Raw genomic sequence first — 15,484 nt, forward strand, 5'->3', positions numbered from 1 at the left:
ATCAAAAAATATATAAATTCATTAGGAATTTATGATTGATAAAATGTAAAAGGGAAAAAACAGTAATTACAGGGGAGAAAAACCTAATTGTAATTGGTAGAAATACAATCGCAAGTAGAAAAAATGCAAATGTAAAGGGGTAAAACAGAATTACAGGTAGAAAAAACCTAACTGTAAAAGATAAAAATGAAAAAACGCAAATGCAAAAGGGTAAAATACTAGATATAAGGCAAATCTATTTCTATTAAATACATATCTTTATATGCATTTATTTTTTTTGTTTCCTTGCTTCCTATAGATATAATTTTGTCTTTTTTTTCTACTATTGAAACTTCCTCTAAATTATCTGCCGCTATGTGATACGGAGGAGTATTGGGATAAATTATATAAGCAGGAATAATTTTATTATCTTCAACATTAAGCTCTCTGTAAATTTTCTCCAATCTTGCATACCCCGAGAGTTGTCTAATATCCTCCTTACTTGGGTTGCTATTATTATAGCGAGGTTTATATTTAGCATCAACAACCGCTTTCAAACCATTTGAATTTATGAGGAAATCTAACTCCTGATAATTTGCCTTATAATGATAAATTACCTCTCCTCTTTCAGGGAATTGCTCCCTTAATTTCTTGAAAACATACAACTCAAACAATTTACTCATATCAATCCAGTGAGGTGGATATTTACATTTTTTATGAGAGGTATTCTCGTAAGAATGATGAGTAAGTTTTAAAATTTGATTACCAAGACTATATACTGTATTGTATATTTTATAGAACACATTATCTTCTCTCTTTTTAAATTCTGAAAACGTTTTATCTTCAACTGTATTGAAAACAGCCAAATTATAATTCAGAATATTTTTCAGTTTATCTTTTAATTTATCATTCTGATAATTGGAAATATACGATTTTACAAATTTAAGAACATATTTTATAAATTGATTTCCCTCTGTATTAATTCCAAATTCTTGATAAGAACAAACTGTATAAGTGAACCGCTGTTTTAGAGCATTTCTTTTAACTTGTTCACTTACTAAAATCTTACCTTTTATACGATTTCTTAGACTCTCTTTTTGATTATAATAAGACTTTTTTAGTCCCATTCTCACAATTTGTTTGGTAGTCATCAAAAATTGAATGACTAAAAAGAGTGTCAATGGTACTAATGTATCTGTTTCTATTTCTATCCATTTTTCTTCAAAATAGATTTCTGTAAGCCCTTCCAAATGATTAAAATTCTCAGGTTCAGTAAGAGCTTCCATCAACATTCCCAAAACATCTAATTTTTGCTCTTCATTATTAACTTTTGGACTAATTAGTAATGTTTTTCCCCATTCTTTAATTTTACACAAACCTATGTAATAAGAAGTTTCTAAAAAATATTTTTCAGAATTCCAATCCACCCGAAAACATAATGCATTATTACGCTTAAAATAAATTGCTTGCGGAATAGACAAGTCTCCCGAAAGTGCTATTCTTTCTAGCAACTCTTGCTTCGTAAAGCTTTCTTTATAATGGTGGTGTTCCGTCAATTTCAGCATCACTTTCTTGCGTGATTTTGTTAGATACTTTTAGCTCTTCAATTTTTAATTTAGCTTCTTCCGTTAAAATTCCATCTCTAACATATTCTCTTAAAATGGGTTTTATTTCGTATTCCAAACGAGTATCCATAGAAACTCCTTCATCAGATTTATCAATAAAATATGAATGTCCTATTTGAACTTGCTCTTTCGTAAATTCATTAGATAAATAATGGTCAAATAATGCAGCTACCTCGCTAAACAGTATTTCATCAAATTTAGTTTCACCATTGTCTAAAACTTTAGGCAATACATCTACAAATGCAAACCGCCTTCTAATAGCATAATCTATTTGAGAAACACTACGGTCAGCAGTATTCATCGTTCCAATGATATAAAGATTTGGCGGTAAAGTAATTTTATGACTTCCTTCAACTTCATACATACTATCCACCGCTTCACCACGGTATTCCAATGCATAGATTAACTCACCTAGTACCGACGAAAGATTGGCACGGTTAATTTCATCTATTACAAGAATATAATCTTTTTGGGGAATATTGATGGTTTCGGCATTTTCTATTGTTAAATTATTTTCCTTCAAATAATTATTAAACAAATTAACTACTCTGATGTAATAGCTTGAGTGCCACCTTGCTAATCCTGATAAATTTTCGTTATTCTTAACATCTTGCCGAGTAGTATTATTATCTAAAAAGGCTTGTTTTATATCTTTAAAAAGCATTCTATTGCCATTTTCTAACCAGCCTACATTTCCCTTGTATCTAAAAGCATCTTCATCTATTGAAATAATGGAAACGTTTGGAGTCAAGTAAAGGTTTTTCTCAACTTGTTCTGATATAGAGTCAACAAATTGTTCAAAATATTGGTCTAACTTTATTTCTTTAGAAACCTCATGTACGGGTCGTCTACTTTTGTTGTAATTATCCAAAGCTTCCTTTGCCAACTTTCCCAAAACTTTATTTACGGCTTTATAGGAAATTGAGCTATTTTGCCCTTCCGCTACAATCCCTCTTACAAAATCTTCATAAGTATAGCTCGGGTGAAATTGAACAATTTTAAATTGCTCGTGATGGTTTAAATCTTCTATATCTTCAACCTCCAATATTTCCTTTGCCATAAGTTTGGCTTGTCTGGTTTTTCCCGTACCTGGAGGTCCCTGTAAAATGATTTGTTTTTTGTATTTGAGAAGATTTATTATATTTTTTGTATAGTTATGTTCTTCCATATTATTTTTTTCAATCATTTGAACTGACTCAAATATTTCTTCATAAACTTTACATTGTTTAAACCTCATATCATAATACATTTCCAATAAATTTACCCCATCTATAGAAAATCTCCCATTATCTAGTGGTTCTGTTTTTAACTCTTTTCCAAACAAAATAAATTGTCCTTCTTTTATATTTTTTAAGTCATTAATATTACAATCAAATAATTTGTAATCATCTAATTGATTTTCTATTTTTTCTATTTTACTTATAAAAGGGGATATGAATTTTGAAATATTTTTCACAGGATTGAGATTATTTATTGACTTTTGGGCGTTAAAACCTAACCCATATCTAATACAACTCCTTTCCTCATTTATATGTATATGATATTGTAACTCTTTTTCACTCCCTTTATTGATGGTCCAATAATTATCCCTTACATTTCCAAATATCTCACTTAAGGAGGCTTTCCTCAAATTACCATTAAATTGTATTCTTTTTTCTTGAAAATCTTTAATAAATTCCCCTCCAAATAAATTATGTAATTCATCAACTAATCCTTGTAAGTTATCAAAATCAAATCTCTTATTATACTCTAAAAAAGAAACTAAATGGGTATTAATAATCGCTTTGGGAACGCCATTTCCAGTTTTTTTTGAATAAGAACTGAAAGGTTCTTTCTCTTGTTTTAAAAGATTTGTTATTTCTTCAGGATTCTCGATAGAAAAAGGGCTAACACTATAAGTCCTTTCAAATTCATTAATTAGTTGCTCTATTCTTCTATCAAAGTTTGATACATTGAAATACTGTTTATAACTTGTTAAGTTCTTTATAAGAACGGTTAAGTAAAACTTTTTAAACTTTGAGAGCTTATCCATATTATGGCAACTTAAAGTATATTTTAATTAACTTACAACCAACTTAAAGTATTTATCATCACTCTCAGTTACTAGAGAAATTAAATTATTAGAAACTAATAGTTTAGAAGACTTATCCCATTTCTTTCCACTTAAACCTGATTGTGTTTTTAAGTCCGCTATCAGCATTTTACCGTTGTTTTTATTAAGAATACCAAGGATAATTTCTTCGTTTTCTCCAATCTCTACTTTAGGCTGAGTCTTTTCTGGTCTCATTTGAGGGAAGAATAGTACTTCCTGAATAGAAGCATTATTCGTCAAAAACATCACCAATCTATCCATACCAATACCCAAACCAGCGGTAGGTGGCATACCGTATTCTAAAGCTCTTAGAAAATCTTGGTCAATAAACATCGCTTCGTCATCACCCTTTTCTGAAAGTTTAAGCTGCTCTTCAAAGCGTTCTCTTTGGTCAATAGGGTCGTTAAGCTCAGAGTAAGCATTCGCAATTTCTTTTCCGCAAACCATCAATTCAAATCTTTCGGTTAAGCCCTCTTTGCTTCGGTGTTTTTTGGTCAGCGGCGACATTTCGATAGGGTAATCGGTAATGAAAGTCGGCTGAATGAAATTACCTTCGCACTTCTCTCCGAAAATTTCGTCAATGAGCTTGCCTTTCCCCATCGTGTCATCTACCTCTATACCGATAGACTTAGCAAAGGTTCTAAGTTCCTCTTCGGTTTTTCCTGTAATATCAAACCCTGTAAATTTCTGAATGGCTTCCGTCATAGAAATTCTTGGATAAGGAGCTTTCCAATTGATGGTATGTTCGCCAAATTGAGATTCAGGTTTCCCATTCACCGCAGTAGCGCAATGTTCCAACAGTCTTTCGGTAAAATCCATCATCCAGTTGTAATCCTTGTACGCCACATAAATCTCCATGGCTGTAAACTCAGGGTTGTGAGTTCTGTCCATACCTTCGTTACGGAAGTTTTTAGAGAATTCATACACGCCATCAAATCCGCCTACGATAAGCCTTTTAAGATAAAGCTCGTTAGCAATTCTCATATATAATGGAATATCCAAGGCATTGTGATGCGTAATGAATGGTCTTGCTGAAGCTCCACCTGGAATAGCCTGTAAAATAGGCGTTTCTACTTCAAAGTATCCAGCGTCATTAAAGAACCCACGCATTGCGTTAAACAATTTGGTTCTTTTTACAAAAATTTCTTTAACATGTGGGTTTACTGTAAGATCCACGTAACGCTGTCTATAACGAAGTTCAGGGTCGTTAAAAGCATCGTGTACCACACCATTTTCATCAGTTCTTGGTTGAGGAAGTGGACGAAGAGTTTTGGTTAATAGAGTGAAATTTTTAACCATTACTGTCATTTCGCCCACTTGAGTTTTGAACAATTCTCCCTCTACGCCTATAATATCTCCAATATCTAAAAGATGTTTATAAACTTCGTTATAAAGGGTTTTGTCTTCGTCAGGACAAATTTCATCTCTATTAAAATACACTTGTATTCTGCCTTCGCTATCTTGTAATTCGGCAAAAGAAGCTTTCCCTTGGATTCTTCTAGACATCAGCCTACCAGCGATTTTAACCTTGCTTCCTTCTTGAAAATTTTCTTTTATAGATTGTGTGGTATGTGTAATAGCATATTCGTCTGCCGGAAAGGCATTTATGCCCATTTGAGAAAGTTTTTCTAACTTTTCTCTACGGATAATTTCTTGTTCTGATAAATGCATCATTTTATTCTAAATTACGAGGCTACAAAGTTAATAATTTAATATAGAGACACCAAAAACCTAAGATTGATATCATAAAAAAACTCAAGGCTATATAGAAAACCTTGAGTTTTTAAGTTAAAATATACTACAAAATACTTTATTTATTAGCTACTGTTTTATACTTGTTATCTATATCTGCCGTTAACGACTTCAAGAAAGCAACTATGTTTTCAACATCTTTATCACTAATATCCTTATTGTTTTGTATTTTACTCATAATTCTTACGGCTTCTTCTAATGAAGCTACAGAACCATCGTGGAAGTAAGGATAGGTTTTCTCAATGTTTCTAAGACTTGGTACTTTAAATAAATATTTATCTTTCTCATCTTTAGTTACATCTTGTCTTCCCAAATCTATTTTCTTACTCTTAGTGTAGTTCCAATAATCTGCATAAACCCCAAATTTTTGTAAAGAGCCTCCTCCTACGGCAGGACCGTTATGACAAGCTATACAAGCATTGTCTATAAAGGCTTTTAGACCATCTTTTTCCTTTTGTGTTAATGCATTTTCGTCTCCATTCAGATACTTATCAAATCTACTTTCAGGTAACAATTGTCTCTCGAAACTACCAATCGCTTTAGTTAAATTTTTATAAGTAATAGGCTGAGCTTCATTAGGAAATGCTTTTTTAAATAAAGCTTGATACTCAGGGATTTGTCTTAACCTGTCTTCTAAGAATTTCTCAGATGGGATATTGTGCTCTATTGGGTTTAAGATAGGCATTCCTGCTTGTTCCTCTACATCTTTAGCTCTTCCGTCCCAAAACTGCTGACTGTGTAGCGAAGCATAAATCACGGTAGGAGAGTTTCGTCCTCCAAATTCTTTAGTATCTCCAGGAGAAGTTGGCAGGTTATCTACACCAAAAGTATTTAAGTTATGACAAGAATTACAACTAATGGTTTCATTTTTAGAAAGTCTTTTGTCAAAATATAACTTCTGACCAAGATTAATCATATCCTCACTGAAATCACCTTTATCAGTTATTGATACTGGTTTAAAGTACTGATTAGCACTTCTCATTAAATCAGACATTCCAGAAGTGTCAAACACATACTCTGCTTTTCCTTTGTCCACTTGTTCAGTACAGCTTACTAACATAGCTCCTAAAAGTACTGTAAAAATAGCGTTACTCCTTCTCATATCAAAATTATTATATTTCTTTTGCAAAAATACCACATATTACCGAGATATATTATGATAAATTACATTTATAGAATATTTCTATTACCACTACTTTAATTATAATTTATTTTAAATATAAATAATGTAAGTGTCATTTTTTACAAAAAAAGTTAGTCATGAATTTTCACAACTAACTTTTATAATACTGAATGATAAAGTCTAATTTTAAAATAATTCTTTCCTTATAATATTCTGAGTTCTTTCTGGCCCTACAGACACCAAATAAACATTGATACCTAAATATTTCTCTATAAATTCTATATATTTTTGAGCGTTCACGGGTAACTCATCATAAGAACGAGCTTTGGTAATGTCTTCCGTCCAACCTTCTAGAGTTTCATATATAGGCTCATAATGATAGAGTTTAGTAGTAGAAGAGGTAAAGTAATCTATAATTTTTCCGTCTTCTGTTTTGTATTTAGTTGCTACTTTTAGCTCTTCAATATTAGTGAGTACATCTAGTTTTGTAATAACTAAATTATTGATCCCGTTAATCATACAAGCGTGTTTTAACGAAACCAAATCTAGCCAACCTGTCCTTCTAGGTCTTCCTGTGGTTGCTCCAAACTCATGACCAATTTGTCTAATTTTTTCGCCTAAATCATTATCTAACTCAGTAGGGAAGGGACCATTACCTACTCTTGTGGTATAAGCCTTAGCCACACCTATTAAATTTTTGAGAGCTGTAGGTGGCACACCCGCACCTGTACATACGCCTCCTGTAGATGGAGATGATGAAGTAACATAAGGATAGGTACCAAAATCTATATCCAACATTAAAGCTTGAGCCCCTTCAAACAAGATATTTTTTCCTTCTTTAATCGCCTCATTAATCTCTAGTTCTGTATCTACAATTCTGTCTTTTAGCTGTTCTCCAATGGTTAAAAATTCATTATAAATGGTATCAAAATCTAAAGTTGGTTTATTAAAATATTTTTCAAATAATGAATTTTTAACCTTAAGATTTACTTTAATTTTTTCAGCTAAGACTTCTGGGTTTAGTAAGTCAATCATTCTTATTCCTACTCTTGCAATCTTATCCTCGTAGCAAGGTCCTATACCTTTCTTAGTAGTTCCGATTTGCTTTTCTCCTACCAATTCTTCTTCCCTGTAAGTATCTAAAAGAATATGATAAGGCATAATGACATGAGCTCTCCTGCTAATGAAGATATGACCTGTACTAAGCCCTTTAGCTTCTATTTGTTTTATTTCGGAGATAAACGCTTTAGGATCTACCACTACACCATTAGCTATCACACATTTACCCTTGCATTGTAATACTCCAGAGGGCAAAAGATGAAGAACAAACTTGTCTTCACCCACATATACAGTATGCCCAGCATTGTTCCCACCTTGGAAACGCACCACATAATCTGATTTTGCAGAGAGTACATCTGTAATTTTACCTTTACCTTCGTCTCCGTATTGGAGCCCTACTACCACATAAGTTGACATATTTTTTACTTTTTTATTAGAATGTTACAAAAATAATTTAAAAAAATGGGATATCAAAAGGCTTTTTGGTTTTGTTTTTGATAAGGAAAGTCTGTATTATTGTAATCTCATTTATTTAAAACTTATGAAAAAAATACTCGTAATAACAGGAATGATATTTGGAGCTTTAGCTTATTCACAAGAAGCTCCTAAAGTTTTAAAAACTAGTTTTAGTGCATCTGCTCTGTCTCAAAAAGTACAAACAATAGACGGAAAGAAAGTTACAATTAAAGATATACTAGCTAAACACAAAGGAAAAATACTTGTATTAGATATGTGGGCAAGCTGGTGTAGAGATTGTATTAACGCTTTACCTGCTGCAAGAACACTAGAGAACAACAATCCTAATGTAGACTTTGTATTTCTATCTTTGGATAGGAGCGAAGAAGCTTGGAAAAAAGGATTAGACAAGCACGAACTAGCTAATAAAGAAAATTATTGGTTCTTTTCTGGTTGGAAAAATGATTTTAACAACTACATAGATTTGAATTGGATTCCTAGGTATATTGTGGTTAATCAAAAATCTGGCATTGCTAAATATTATGCCATCACACCTGATGATCCTGATATTCAGAAAACGATAAATGAACTATCAAAATAAAATACTCTTTGCAAGAATTTGGCTATTACAAATAAAAGTAGTATATTGGGGTCATTAACCTAAAAAAATAATGATTATGGACATAGTAACAAGAGTTCCCGTATTTGAGGGAGATACCATACAAGAAGTACAACTAATTAAATCAAAGTTAGAAGAAGCTGGTATCACAGCAAAAGTAGAGAATAGTTATCTTTCATTTTTATCTACGCCTACGGCAACGACTATGAAAGTTAAGGTAGAATTAAAAGATGAAAAAAAGGCTTTAGAAATTGTAGATGAATATCTAAAGTCTCAGCAGTAGAAATACTATTTTGCTTTTGTGTTGAAATATTTATATCTTCGCAAAAGCAATCTTGGGGAATTGGCGCAGTTGGCTAGCGCGTTTGACTGGCAGTCAAAAGGTCACGGGTTCGAATCCCGTATTCTCCACTTTCTAAATCTTTATAAAAAATCTACCCTATTAGAGTAGATTTTTTTTATTATATGCTGCAAAGTATCTATACCAAAGCTTTTTGGTCAAATCTTTCTGACCAATCTAACCCTTGTGGTAACTCTAAACTAGAAAATTCAATATGGATTACTCTTCGTTTTTTATGATTGGTCGTTCTATTTGAACCGTGTAAAATCAGTGGTTTCATAATCATAATACCACCTTGTTTTACATTACATATAGTTTCTGTGGTTGTATTCCAATCTATATTTTCTGGTCTGAGAATACCTTTTGAATGTGAATTTGGTATTACTTTCAAAGCGCCATTATTTTCATCAGTCTCGTCAAGATGAATTCTTATGGTATAAATATTTTCAAGTATATCTGTTGGTGGTTGAACCGCATATTGATTTTGCTTGGTAGTCCAAGGTCCAAAATTTTCTATTTCAATCTTTTGACCAACCGAAATGGTTAAATCTTGATGATAGGAAACAAACCAATTGGAGTTTTCTGGCTTATCAAAATAGATGCTTTTTACCACAAAATAATCTGATCCAAAAACATTTTTAATAATTGAATTTAATTTTGAGTTAAATATCATTTCTTTTGTCTCGGGCACTTCTTTTAAAAACTGTCTTATCGCAAATAAATCTTTAGATTTCCTAAAGGTAGCTTTGTTTTTGTCTACACTTTCAATACAGTCTGATATTTTCTTGATTTCATTCTCATCATAAATTCCACGTATAGTTGAAAATCCCAGTGTATCAACTTCAGATTTTATTTTGGTATAATCAATTATTCTCATCTTATTATATTTCAATATAGCTAAATTAGCATAAATTACAGGAACAAAAAAATCCCACTATAAAAACTATAGTGGGATTTTGATATTTTAAGCCTTTGCCATTCTTTCGGCTCTTTTTCTATCCTCTTCAGAAAGAATCTTCTTTCTCATACGGATAAAATTAGGCGTTACTTCTATACATTCGTCTTGTTGTATATATTCCATACACTCCTCTAAAGTCATAAGAACTTTAGGTGCGATGCTGCCGTCTTTATCTTTACCCGCCGCACGCATATTGTTAAGTTGCTTACCTTCTACAATATTCACTACCAAATCTCCAGGTTTGTTCTGCTCGCCTACAATCATACCTACATAAATTTCTTCGCCTGGGTCTACAAAGAAACGCCCTCTGTCTTGTAGCTTTTCGATAGAGTAGGCGGTAGATGACCCTTGATTTTTGGAAATCAATACGCCGTTACTTCTACCTGGTATCTGACCTTTGAATGGTTTATAATCTACAAATCTATGTGCCATAATTGCTTCCCCAGCTGTTGCAGTAAGCATTTGAGAACGAAGTCCGATAAGTCCTCTGGAAGGAATTTCAAACTCTAGGTGTTGCATTTCTCCTTTGGTCTCCATAATGTGTAAATCTCCTTTTCTTTGTGTAGCTAAGTCTATCACTCTAGAAGCATATTCTTCGGGTACATCTACCACTAGAGATTCGTAAGGTTCGCACTGTTCGCCATCTATTTCTTTAAGAATTACTTGAGGCTGACCGATAGTCATCTCGTAACCTTCTCTACGCATAGTTTCTATAAGTACAGATAAGTGCAATATCCCTCTACCAAATACTAAGAAAGTGTTTGCATCTTCTGTTTGTTGTACTCTTAAGGCTAAGTTTTTTTCAAGTTCTTTTTCTAATCTTTCCTTTAAATGGTTAGAGGTAACATATTTACCATCTTTACCAAAGAACGGAGAGTTGTTGATAGAGAAAGTCATATTAAGAGTAGGCTCATCTATAGACAATCTTGGGAGAGGTTCTGGATTTTCTAAATCTACGAAAGTATCTCCTATTTGGAAATTGTCAAAACCTACGATAGCACAAATATCTCCTGCAAATACTTCGCTTACTTTTTTCTTACCTAAGCCTTCAAAAATATAAAGTTCCTTTACTTTGCCTTTAACGATTTTACCGTCTTCTTGAGCTAAGCCAATCCATTGAGATTCTTTAACCGAACCTCTGATGATTTTCCCTACGGCAATTCTTCCTAAGAAAGATGAGTAGTCTAAAGAGGTTACCTGCATTTGTAGATTACCTTCTTCTACCTTTGGTTCTGGCACATACTGTAGAATACCATCTAGGAGTGGTAAAATATTTTCTGATTTTTCTAGGCTTGAATTAAACCAACCTTCTTTAGACGAGCCATAGAAAGTAGGGAAGTCTAGCTGCTCTTCGGTAGCGTCTAGGTTAAAGAACAAATCAAAAACTTGGTCGTGAACTTCATCTGGACGACAGTTAGGTTTGTCCACTTTATTGATAACCACAATAGGCTTCAATCCTAATTCTAATGCTTTATGCAAAACGAAACGAGTTTGTGGCATAGGTCCTTCAAAGGCATCTACAAGTAGTAGCACACCGTCTGCCATTTTAAGCACACGCTCTACCTCTCCACCAAAATCGGCGTGTCCAGGCGTATCTATTACATTTATTTTAGTATCCTTGTAGGTTACCGAGATATTTTTAGAAAGAATGGTAATGCCTCGTTCTCTCTCGAGGTCATTATTATCCATAATAAGCTCACCACTTTCTTGGTTTTCTCTAAAGATGTTAGTTGCGTGGATAATTTTGTCCACTAAAGTTGTTTTTCCATGGTCAACATGGGCGATAATCGCGATGTTTCTAATATTTTGCATAAAGAAAAAATTACGCGGCAAAAATAGGAAAAAAAATGGACTTAGAAGGTCTTTTAATAGATAATAAAAAACGCAACAGGCTTTCCCTATTGCGTTGCACTAGAAATAAACATCTATATTACTTACTTTTTAGATATTCATAGATTTCATCTTTTAGATGTAGTCTTATTTTTCTAAGTTCCGTTAAAAATTCATCTGTAGTATGGTTTTGCTCTCCTGCTTCATAGTGTTTAATTTTACCATTAACCTCGTCATAGTCGTTGAAAAGTTTTTTGAAATGATTGTCGGTTTGTTTTAAATCTGAAATTTTTTCTGAAAATTCAGGGAATTCGTTGATTAAAATGTGATTTTCCATTAGATTATATTTTTTATAATGTGAAGTTAGCAAATTCAACCAAAATCTGCAATGTGAATTTTGTCACTAGCTAATTCGATATAGTTTACATTATTTTTTGTTATATTATGTATCTTTGCGGAAATAAAAATAGATTGAAATAAGATGTTAGTAATAGGAATAGCAGGGGGTACTGGTTCGGGAAAGACTACAGTGGTTAATAAGATTTTGAAAAAACTAAATGTAGAGGGAGTAAATGTTCTTTCTCAAGATAACTATTATCACGACAACCAAAATCTTAGTATGGCGGAGCGAGAAGGGCTTAATTATGACCACCCAAAGTCGATAGATTTTGAACTTCTACGCGAGCACGTAAGGGCACTTAAGAATAATGAGCCTATAAAGCAGCCTATTTATTCATTCGTTACCCATTCTCGCACGGGAGATTATGTCACTGTAGAGCCAAGAAAGGTTTTGCTTGTTGAAGGTATCTTGGTACTTACCGATAAAGAGTTGCTTAAAGAATTTGATGTAAAGATTTTTGTACACGCCGATTCGGACGAGCGCCTAATTCGCCGTATTAAAAGAGATACTCAAGAGAGAGGCAGGGATTTAGAAGAGGTGCTTTACCGCTACCAGACAACTTTGAAACCAATGCACCAAGAGTTTATAGAGCCATCTAAAAACGAAGCGGATATCATTATTCCTAATATGAAACAAAATCCTGTAGCGATAGACTTTTTAACCACGGTCATCAGTAATTCTCTAAAAAAACAATCTGAATGAAAAAGCTCATTAAAGATATAAACCCAACAGAAGAGCCTAAAGAAACTTCTCCTAAAATGGTTTTTTTTAGGAAGTATATACTCAATAAGTATGTTATTACTATTGTGGCTTTTTTTGTTTGGATGATTTTCTTTGATAATACTTCTTTCCTGGTGATAAGGGATTTGAATTCAGAAATTAAAAAGTACGAGGAACAGCTAGATTACTACAAAACAGAGTATGAGAAGAATGATGCTTTCTACAAAAAACTAATGTTTAATAGGGGAGAGAAAGAAAAGTTTGCTAGAGAGAATTATTTTATGAAAAAGTCTAATGAAGAAATTTTCATACTAGTAGCTGATAGCACCAATGGTAATAAGACAACAAAATAAATAACACTTCTTATTCTTAATGGGCAGTAACGAAAGCATAACATTTAAAGGACTAATTACGAAATCTACGGGAAGTTGGTATCAAGTTTTGGAACAAGATACTCAGCAGTTCTACGAGGCAAGAATGAGAGGTAAATTTAAACTCCAAAAGACAAGGCTTACCAATCCTCTCGCTGTGGGAGATTGGGTAGAATTTCAGCTAGAAACCGATGGCGTTGCTTGGATTACTAAAATAGAGTCAAGAAAAAATTATCTCATCAGAAAATCGGTTAATTTATCCAAAGAAGCTCATATTATAGCATCTAATATAGATGTCGCTTGTTTTCTTTACACTTTAAATAGTCCCGAAACTTCGTTAGGTTTTCTAGACCGTTTTTTGGCTTGTTGTGAGGCTTATAATATTCGTCCACTTATATTGTTCAATAAGGCAGATATGCTGAATGAAGACGATATAGAATATGTAGAAGCTCTTAGAACTATCTATCATCATATTGGTTACGACAGTCTTTTAATTTCATCTCATACTCAACAGAATTTAGAGGAACTCAAAAATATTCTTAAAGATAAAATTTCGGTATTCTTTGGACATTCAGGTAGTGGCAAATCCACACTTGTAAATGCACTACAACCTGGGCTTAACCTAAGAACAGGCGAAGTGTCAGAGGTTCACCTCAAAGGTAAACATACCACTACTTTTGCTCAAATGCATTTTTGGGACTTCGGCGGTAGTGTTATAGATACGCCAGGCGTTAGGGAATTTGCAATGATAGATGTTGAAAAGGAAGAAATACAGCATTATTTCCCTGAAATATTTAAAACGAGAGAAGACTGTAAATTCCATAACTGTTTGCATCTTAACGAACCTAAATGTGCCGTTCTTTCTGCTATAGAAAGCGGTGATATTCTTGAAAGCCGTTACGCTACCTACACCAAACTGATGGAAGAAACCGAAGAACAAGGGTTTTAGAAACAAAAATTAAAGCTATAATAATGTTCCGTTCAAAAATAGCACTCCAGAGCTATGGTTATGCTTTGCTCCTGTTACAGATGCCAAAACATTGGTTTTACCTTGCCACTTCAAAAGCCCTAACAAACCAAAAATAAATGCTTCTTTGTATTCCACAACTTCTGAAGGTGGAATAACTATTTCTATATGAGGAGCTAAAAAACTCAGTCTTTCAATAAGAAATTGATTGTAAGCTCCGCCTCCTGTAACCAAAAGTCTTTTGCCGATATTCGTATCCAAAACATTGGCTATTTGTATTGCCATATGTTCTCCCAAACTAGCTAATAAATCTTTAGGCTCTAAAGAAAATGTTTCTATAATTGGGATAAACCATTCATTCACTTGTTCAATTCCCAAAGATTTAGGATGAGATTGTTTATAAAAGGGTAGGGCATTAAGTTTATCAACAAGAGGTTGGTATATCTTACCACTTTTAGCAATTTCTCCGTTTTTATCATAAGGAAGAGAGAAATATTTTTCGGAATAATAATTCAATAATGTATTCACGGGGCAAATATCAAAAGCCAATCTTTCCCCATTTCTTTTGTACGAAATATTAGAAAATCCACCTAGATTAAGACAAAAATCGTAGTCCGAAAACAGCAACTCATCGCCTATAGGTACTAACGGTGCTCCTTGCCCACCTAGACGCACATCTTGTACTCTAAAATCGCCAACCAACGGAACACTTATCTCTTTTGAAACTGCAGGTAAATTACCTATTTGCAAAGTAAAACCACCTTTAGGATTATGCCACACCGTATGCCCATGACTAGCAATTAAATCCAAATTTTTAATATTTTCAGTTTTAATAAACCTCAATATTTCTTGATTAAGATAATTTGAGTATTCTGCATTTAGTAACGCTACTTCCAGCTCTGTTTGTTGAGCTGCAGACTTTAGCTTAATCTGCCATTCCTTAGGATACGGATAAGTTTGAGTACTTATAATTTCAAAATCATAAGTACTTTCATTTATTTTAAAATAGCAAAAATCAATTCCGTCTAGTGAAGTGCCAGACATCACACCAATAATATACATTTTCTTTCTTTTATATTTTTATTATGGCATTCCCTTTTCCGAGGCTTTACCCTAGGCTAAAAGGGTTGGGCTTTCGGCTTTATCTTTTTCATCGGTCGTACCTCTCTCAGAAAAAGGATACCGCCTCTATC

The 15,484-nt window shown here is 33.1% G+C and carries 14 protein-coding genes and 1 tRNA gene; 6 read left to right on the forward strand and 9 right to left on the reverse strand.

The features are described 5' to 3' along the window. Positions 1 to 218 precede the first annotated feature (218 nt). The 5 genes from D1J36_RS09085 to D1J36_RS09105 all read right to left on the reverse strand — a co-directional run bounded on the left by D1J36_RS09085 (position 219) and on the right by D1J36_RS09105 (position 8,047). Positions 219 to 1,544: a 5-methylcytosine restriction system specificity protein McrC gene (locus tag D1J36_RS09085; protein ID WP_052911045.1), complete on the reverse strand. Its 1,326-nt coding sequence runs from the start codon at positions 1,542 to 1,544 to the stop codon at positions 219 to 221. After that, complete coding sequence (locus D1J36_RS09090) at positions 1,513 to 3,636, reverse strand: McrB family protein (RefSeq protein WP_154136851.1); 2,124 nt, start codon at positions 3,634 to 3,636, stop codon at positions 1,513 to 1,515. The genes D1J36_RS09085 and D1J36_RS09090 overlap by 32 nt, the downstream gene beginning before the upstream one ends. 27 nt (positions 3,637 to 3,663) lie before the next feature. Next, the gene (gene lysS / locus D1J36_RS09095) at positions 3,664 to 5,367 is read right to left on the reverse strand and encodes a lysine--tRNA ligase (protein ID WP_154137295.1); all 1,704 of its coding nucleotides are present in this window, start codon (positions 5,365 to 5,367) and stop codon (positions 3,664 to 3,666) included. A 139-nt stretch (positions 5,368 to 5,506) separates the two neighbouring features. Then, positions 5,507 to 6,550, reverse strand: a complete 1,044-nt coding sequence (locus D1J36_RS09100; protein WP_154136852.1) for a cytochrome-c peroxidase — start codon at positions 6,548 to 6,550, stop codon at positions 5,507 to 5,509. Positions 6,551 to 6,757: 207 nt separating this feature from the next. After that, positions 6,758 to 8,047 (reverse strand): adenylosuccinate synthase, encoded by a 1,290-nt coding sequence (locus tag D1J36_RS09105; RefSeq protein ID WP_154136853.1) that lies wholly within the window; start codon positions 8,045 to 8,047, stop codon positions 6,758 to 6,760. Between the two features lie 124 nt (positions 8,048 to 8,171). On the opposite strand from D1J36_RS09105, the gene D1J36_RS09110 reads away from it, so the two are divergent. From D1J36_RS09110 to D1J36_RS09120, 3 genes are all read left to right on the forward strand, one after another. Beyond that, positions 8,172 to 8,687 carry a TlpA family protein disulfide reductase gene (locus tag D1J36_RS09110; RefSeq protein WP_154136854.1) on the forward strand — a complete coding sequence of 172 codons (516 nt, stop codon included), beginning with the start codon at positions 8,172 to 8,174 and terminating at the stop codon, positions 8,685 to 8,687. A gap of 70 nt (positions 8,688 to 8,757) precedes the next feature. Further along, complete coding sequence (locus tag D1J36_RS09115) at positions 8,758 to 8,988, forward strand: DUF2007 domain-containing protein (RefSeq protein ID WP_154136855.1); 231 nt, start codon at positions 8,758 to 8,760, stop codon at positions 8,986 to 8,988. Positions 8,989 to 9,042: 54 nt separating this feature from the next. Beyond that, a tRNA-Ala gene (locus tag D1J36_RS09120) sits at positions 9,043 to 9,116 on the forward strand. 68 nt (positions 9,117 to 9,184) lie between these two features. Here the strand turns inward: D1J36_RS09120 and D1J36_RS09125 are convergent. From D1J36_RS09125 to D1J36_RS09135, 3 genes are all read right to left on the reverse strand, one after another. Continuing rightward, on the reverse strand, positions 9,185 to 9,922 hold the full coding sequence (locus D1J36_RS09125) for a phytanoyl-CoA dioxygenase family protein (RefSeq protein WP_154136856.1): 738 nt from the start codon (positions 9,920 to 9,922) through the stop codon (positions 9,185 to 9,187). Between the two features lie 87 nt (positions 9,923 to 10,009). After that, on the reverse strand, positions 10,010 to 11,815 hold the full coding sequence (typA, locus tag D1J36_RS09130; protein WP_052911040.1) for a translational GTPase TypA: 1,806 nt from the start codon (positions 11,813 to 11,815) through the stop codon (positions 10,010 to 10,012). Between the two features lie 118 nt (positions 11,816 to 11,933). Next, positions 11,934 to 12,170: a YdcH family protein gene (locus D1J36_RS09135; RefSeq protein ID WP_154136857.1), complete on the reverse strand. Its 237-nt coding sequence runs from the start codon at positions 12,168 to 12,170 to the stop codon at positions 11,934 to 11,936. Positions 12,171 to 12,314: 144 nt separating this feature from the next. Here D1J36_RS09135 and udk point away from each other — a divergent pair, with 144 nt between their 5' ends. From udk to rsgA, 3 genes are read left to right on the forward strand one after another with little or no spacing between them, the layout of a single operon-like run. After that, positions 12,315 to 12,935 carry a uridine kinase gene (udk, locus tag D1J36_RS09140; protein ID WP_004918954.1) on the forward strand — a complete coding sequence of 207 codons (621 nt, stop codon included), beginning with the start codon at positions 12,315 to 12,317 and terminating at the stop codon, positions 12,933 to 12,935. Next, the gene (locus D1J36_RS09145; protein WP_154136858.1) at positions 12,932 to 13,306 is read left to right on the forward strand and encodes an FtsB family cell division protein; all 375 of its coding nucleotides are present in this window, start codon (positions 12,932 to 12,934) and stop codon (positions 13,304 to 13,306) included. Before udk ends, D1J36_RS09145 begins: the two co-directional genes overlap by 4 nt. 19 nt (positions 13,307 to 13,325) lie before the next feature. After that, on the forward strand, positions 13,326 to 14,273 hold the full coding sequence (rsgA, locus tag D1J36_RS09150) for a ribosome small subunit-dependent GTPase A (RefSeq protein WP_154136859.1): 948 nt from the start codon (positions 13,326 to 13,328) through the stop codon (positions 14,271 to 14,273). A 15-nt stretch (positions 14,274 to 14,288) separates the two neighbouring features. Here the strand turns inward: rsgA and D1J36_RS09155 are convergent, their stop codons facing one another. After that, positions 14,289 to 15,353 (reverse strand): anhydro-N-acetylmuramic acid kinase, encoded by a 1,065-nt coding sequence (locus D1J36_RS09155; protein ID WP_154136860.1) that lies wholly within the window; start codon positions 15,351 to 15,353, stop codon positions 14,289 to 14,291. Positions 15,354 to 15,484 lie beyond the last annotated feature (131 nt).

The organism is Riemerella anatipestifer (assembly GCF_009670965.2).
Classification (GTDB): domain Bacteria; phylum Bacteroidota; class Bacteroidia; order Flavobacteriales; family Weeksellaceae; genus Riemerella; species Riemerella anatipestifer_B.

Coding starts and splice junctions, on each gene's coding strand:
- D1J36_RS09135 (WP_154136857.1), bottom strand. CDS start 12,170: ATGGAAAATCACATTTTAATCAACGAATTCCCTGAATTTTCAGAAAAA.
- D1J36_RS09110 (WP_154136854.1), top strand. CDS start 8,172: ATGAAAAAAATACTCGTAATAACAGGAATGATATTTGGAGCTTTAGCT.
- D1J36_RS09155 (WP_154136860.1), bottom strand. CDS start 15,353: ATGTATATTATTGGTGTGATGTCTGGCACTTCACTAGACGGAATTGAT.
- D1J36_RS09115 (WP_154136855.1), top strand. CDS start 8,758: ATGATTATGGACATAGTAACAAGAGTTCCCGTATTTGAGGGAGATACC.
- D1J36_RS09125 (WP_154136856.1), bottom strand. CDS start 9,922: ATGAGAATAATTGATTATACCAAAATAAAATCTGAAGTTGATACACTG.
- D1J36_RS09145 (WP_154136858.1), top strand. CDS start 12,932: ATGAAAAAGCTCATTAAAGATATAAACCCAACAGAAGAGCCTAAAGAA.
- lysS (WP_154137295.1), bottom strand. CDS start 5,367: ATGCATTTATCAGAACAAGAAATTATCCGTAGAGAAAAGTTAGAAAAA.
- D1J36_RS09090 (WP_154136851.1), bottom strand. CDS start 3,636: ATGGATAAGCTCTCAAAGTTTAAAAAGTTTTACTTAACCGTTCTTATA.
- udk (WP_004918954.1), top strand. CDS start 12,315: ATGTTAGTAATAGGAATAGCAGGGGGTACTGGTTCGGGAAAGACTACA.
- typA (WP_052911040.1), bottom strand. CDS start 11,815: ATGCAAAATATTAGAAACATCGCGATTATCGCCCATGTTGACCATGGA.
- D1J36_RS09085 (WP_052911045.1), bottom strand. CDS start 1,544: ATGCTGAAATTGACGGAACACCACCATTATAAAGAAAGCTTTACGAAG.
- D1J36_RS09100 (WP_154136852.1), bottom strand. CDS start 6,550: ATGAGAAGGAGTAACGCTATTTTTACAGTACTTTTAGGAGCTATGTTA.
- rsgA (WP_154136859.1), top strand. CDS start 13,326: ATGGGCAGTAACGAAAGCATAACATTTAAAGGACTAATTACGAAATCT.
- D1J36_RS09105 (WP_154136853.1), bottom strand. CDS start 8,047: ATGTCAACTTATGTGGTAGTAGGGCTCCAATACGGAGACGAAGGTAAA.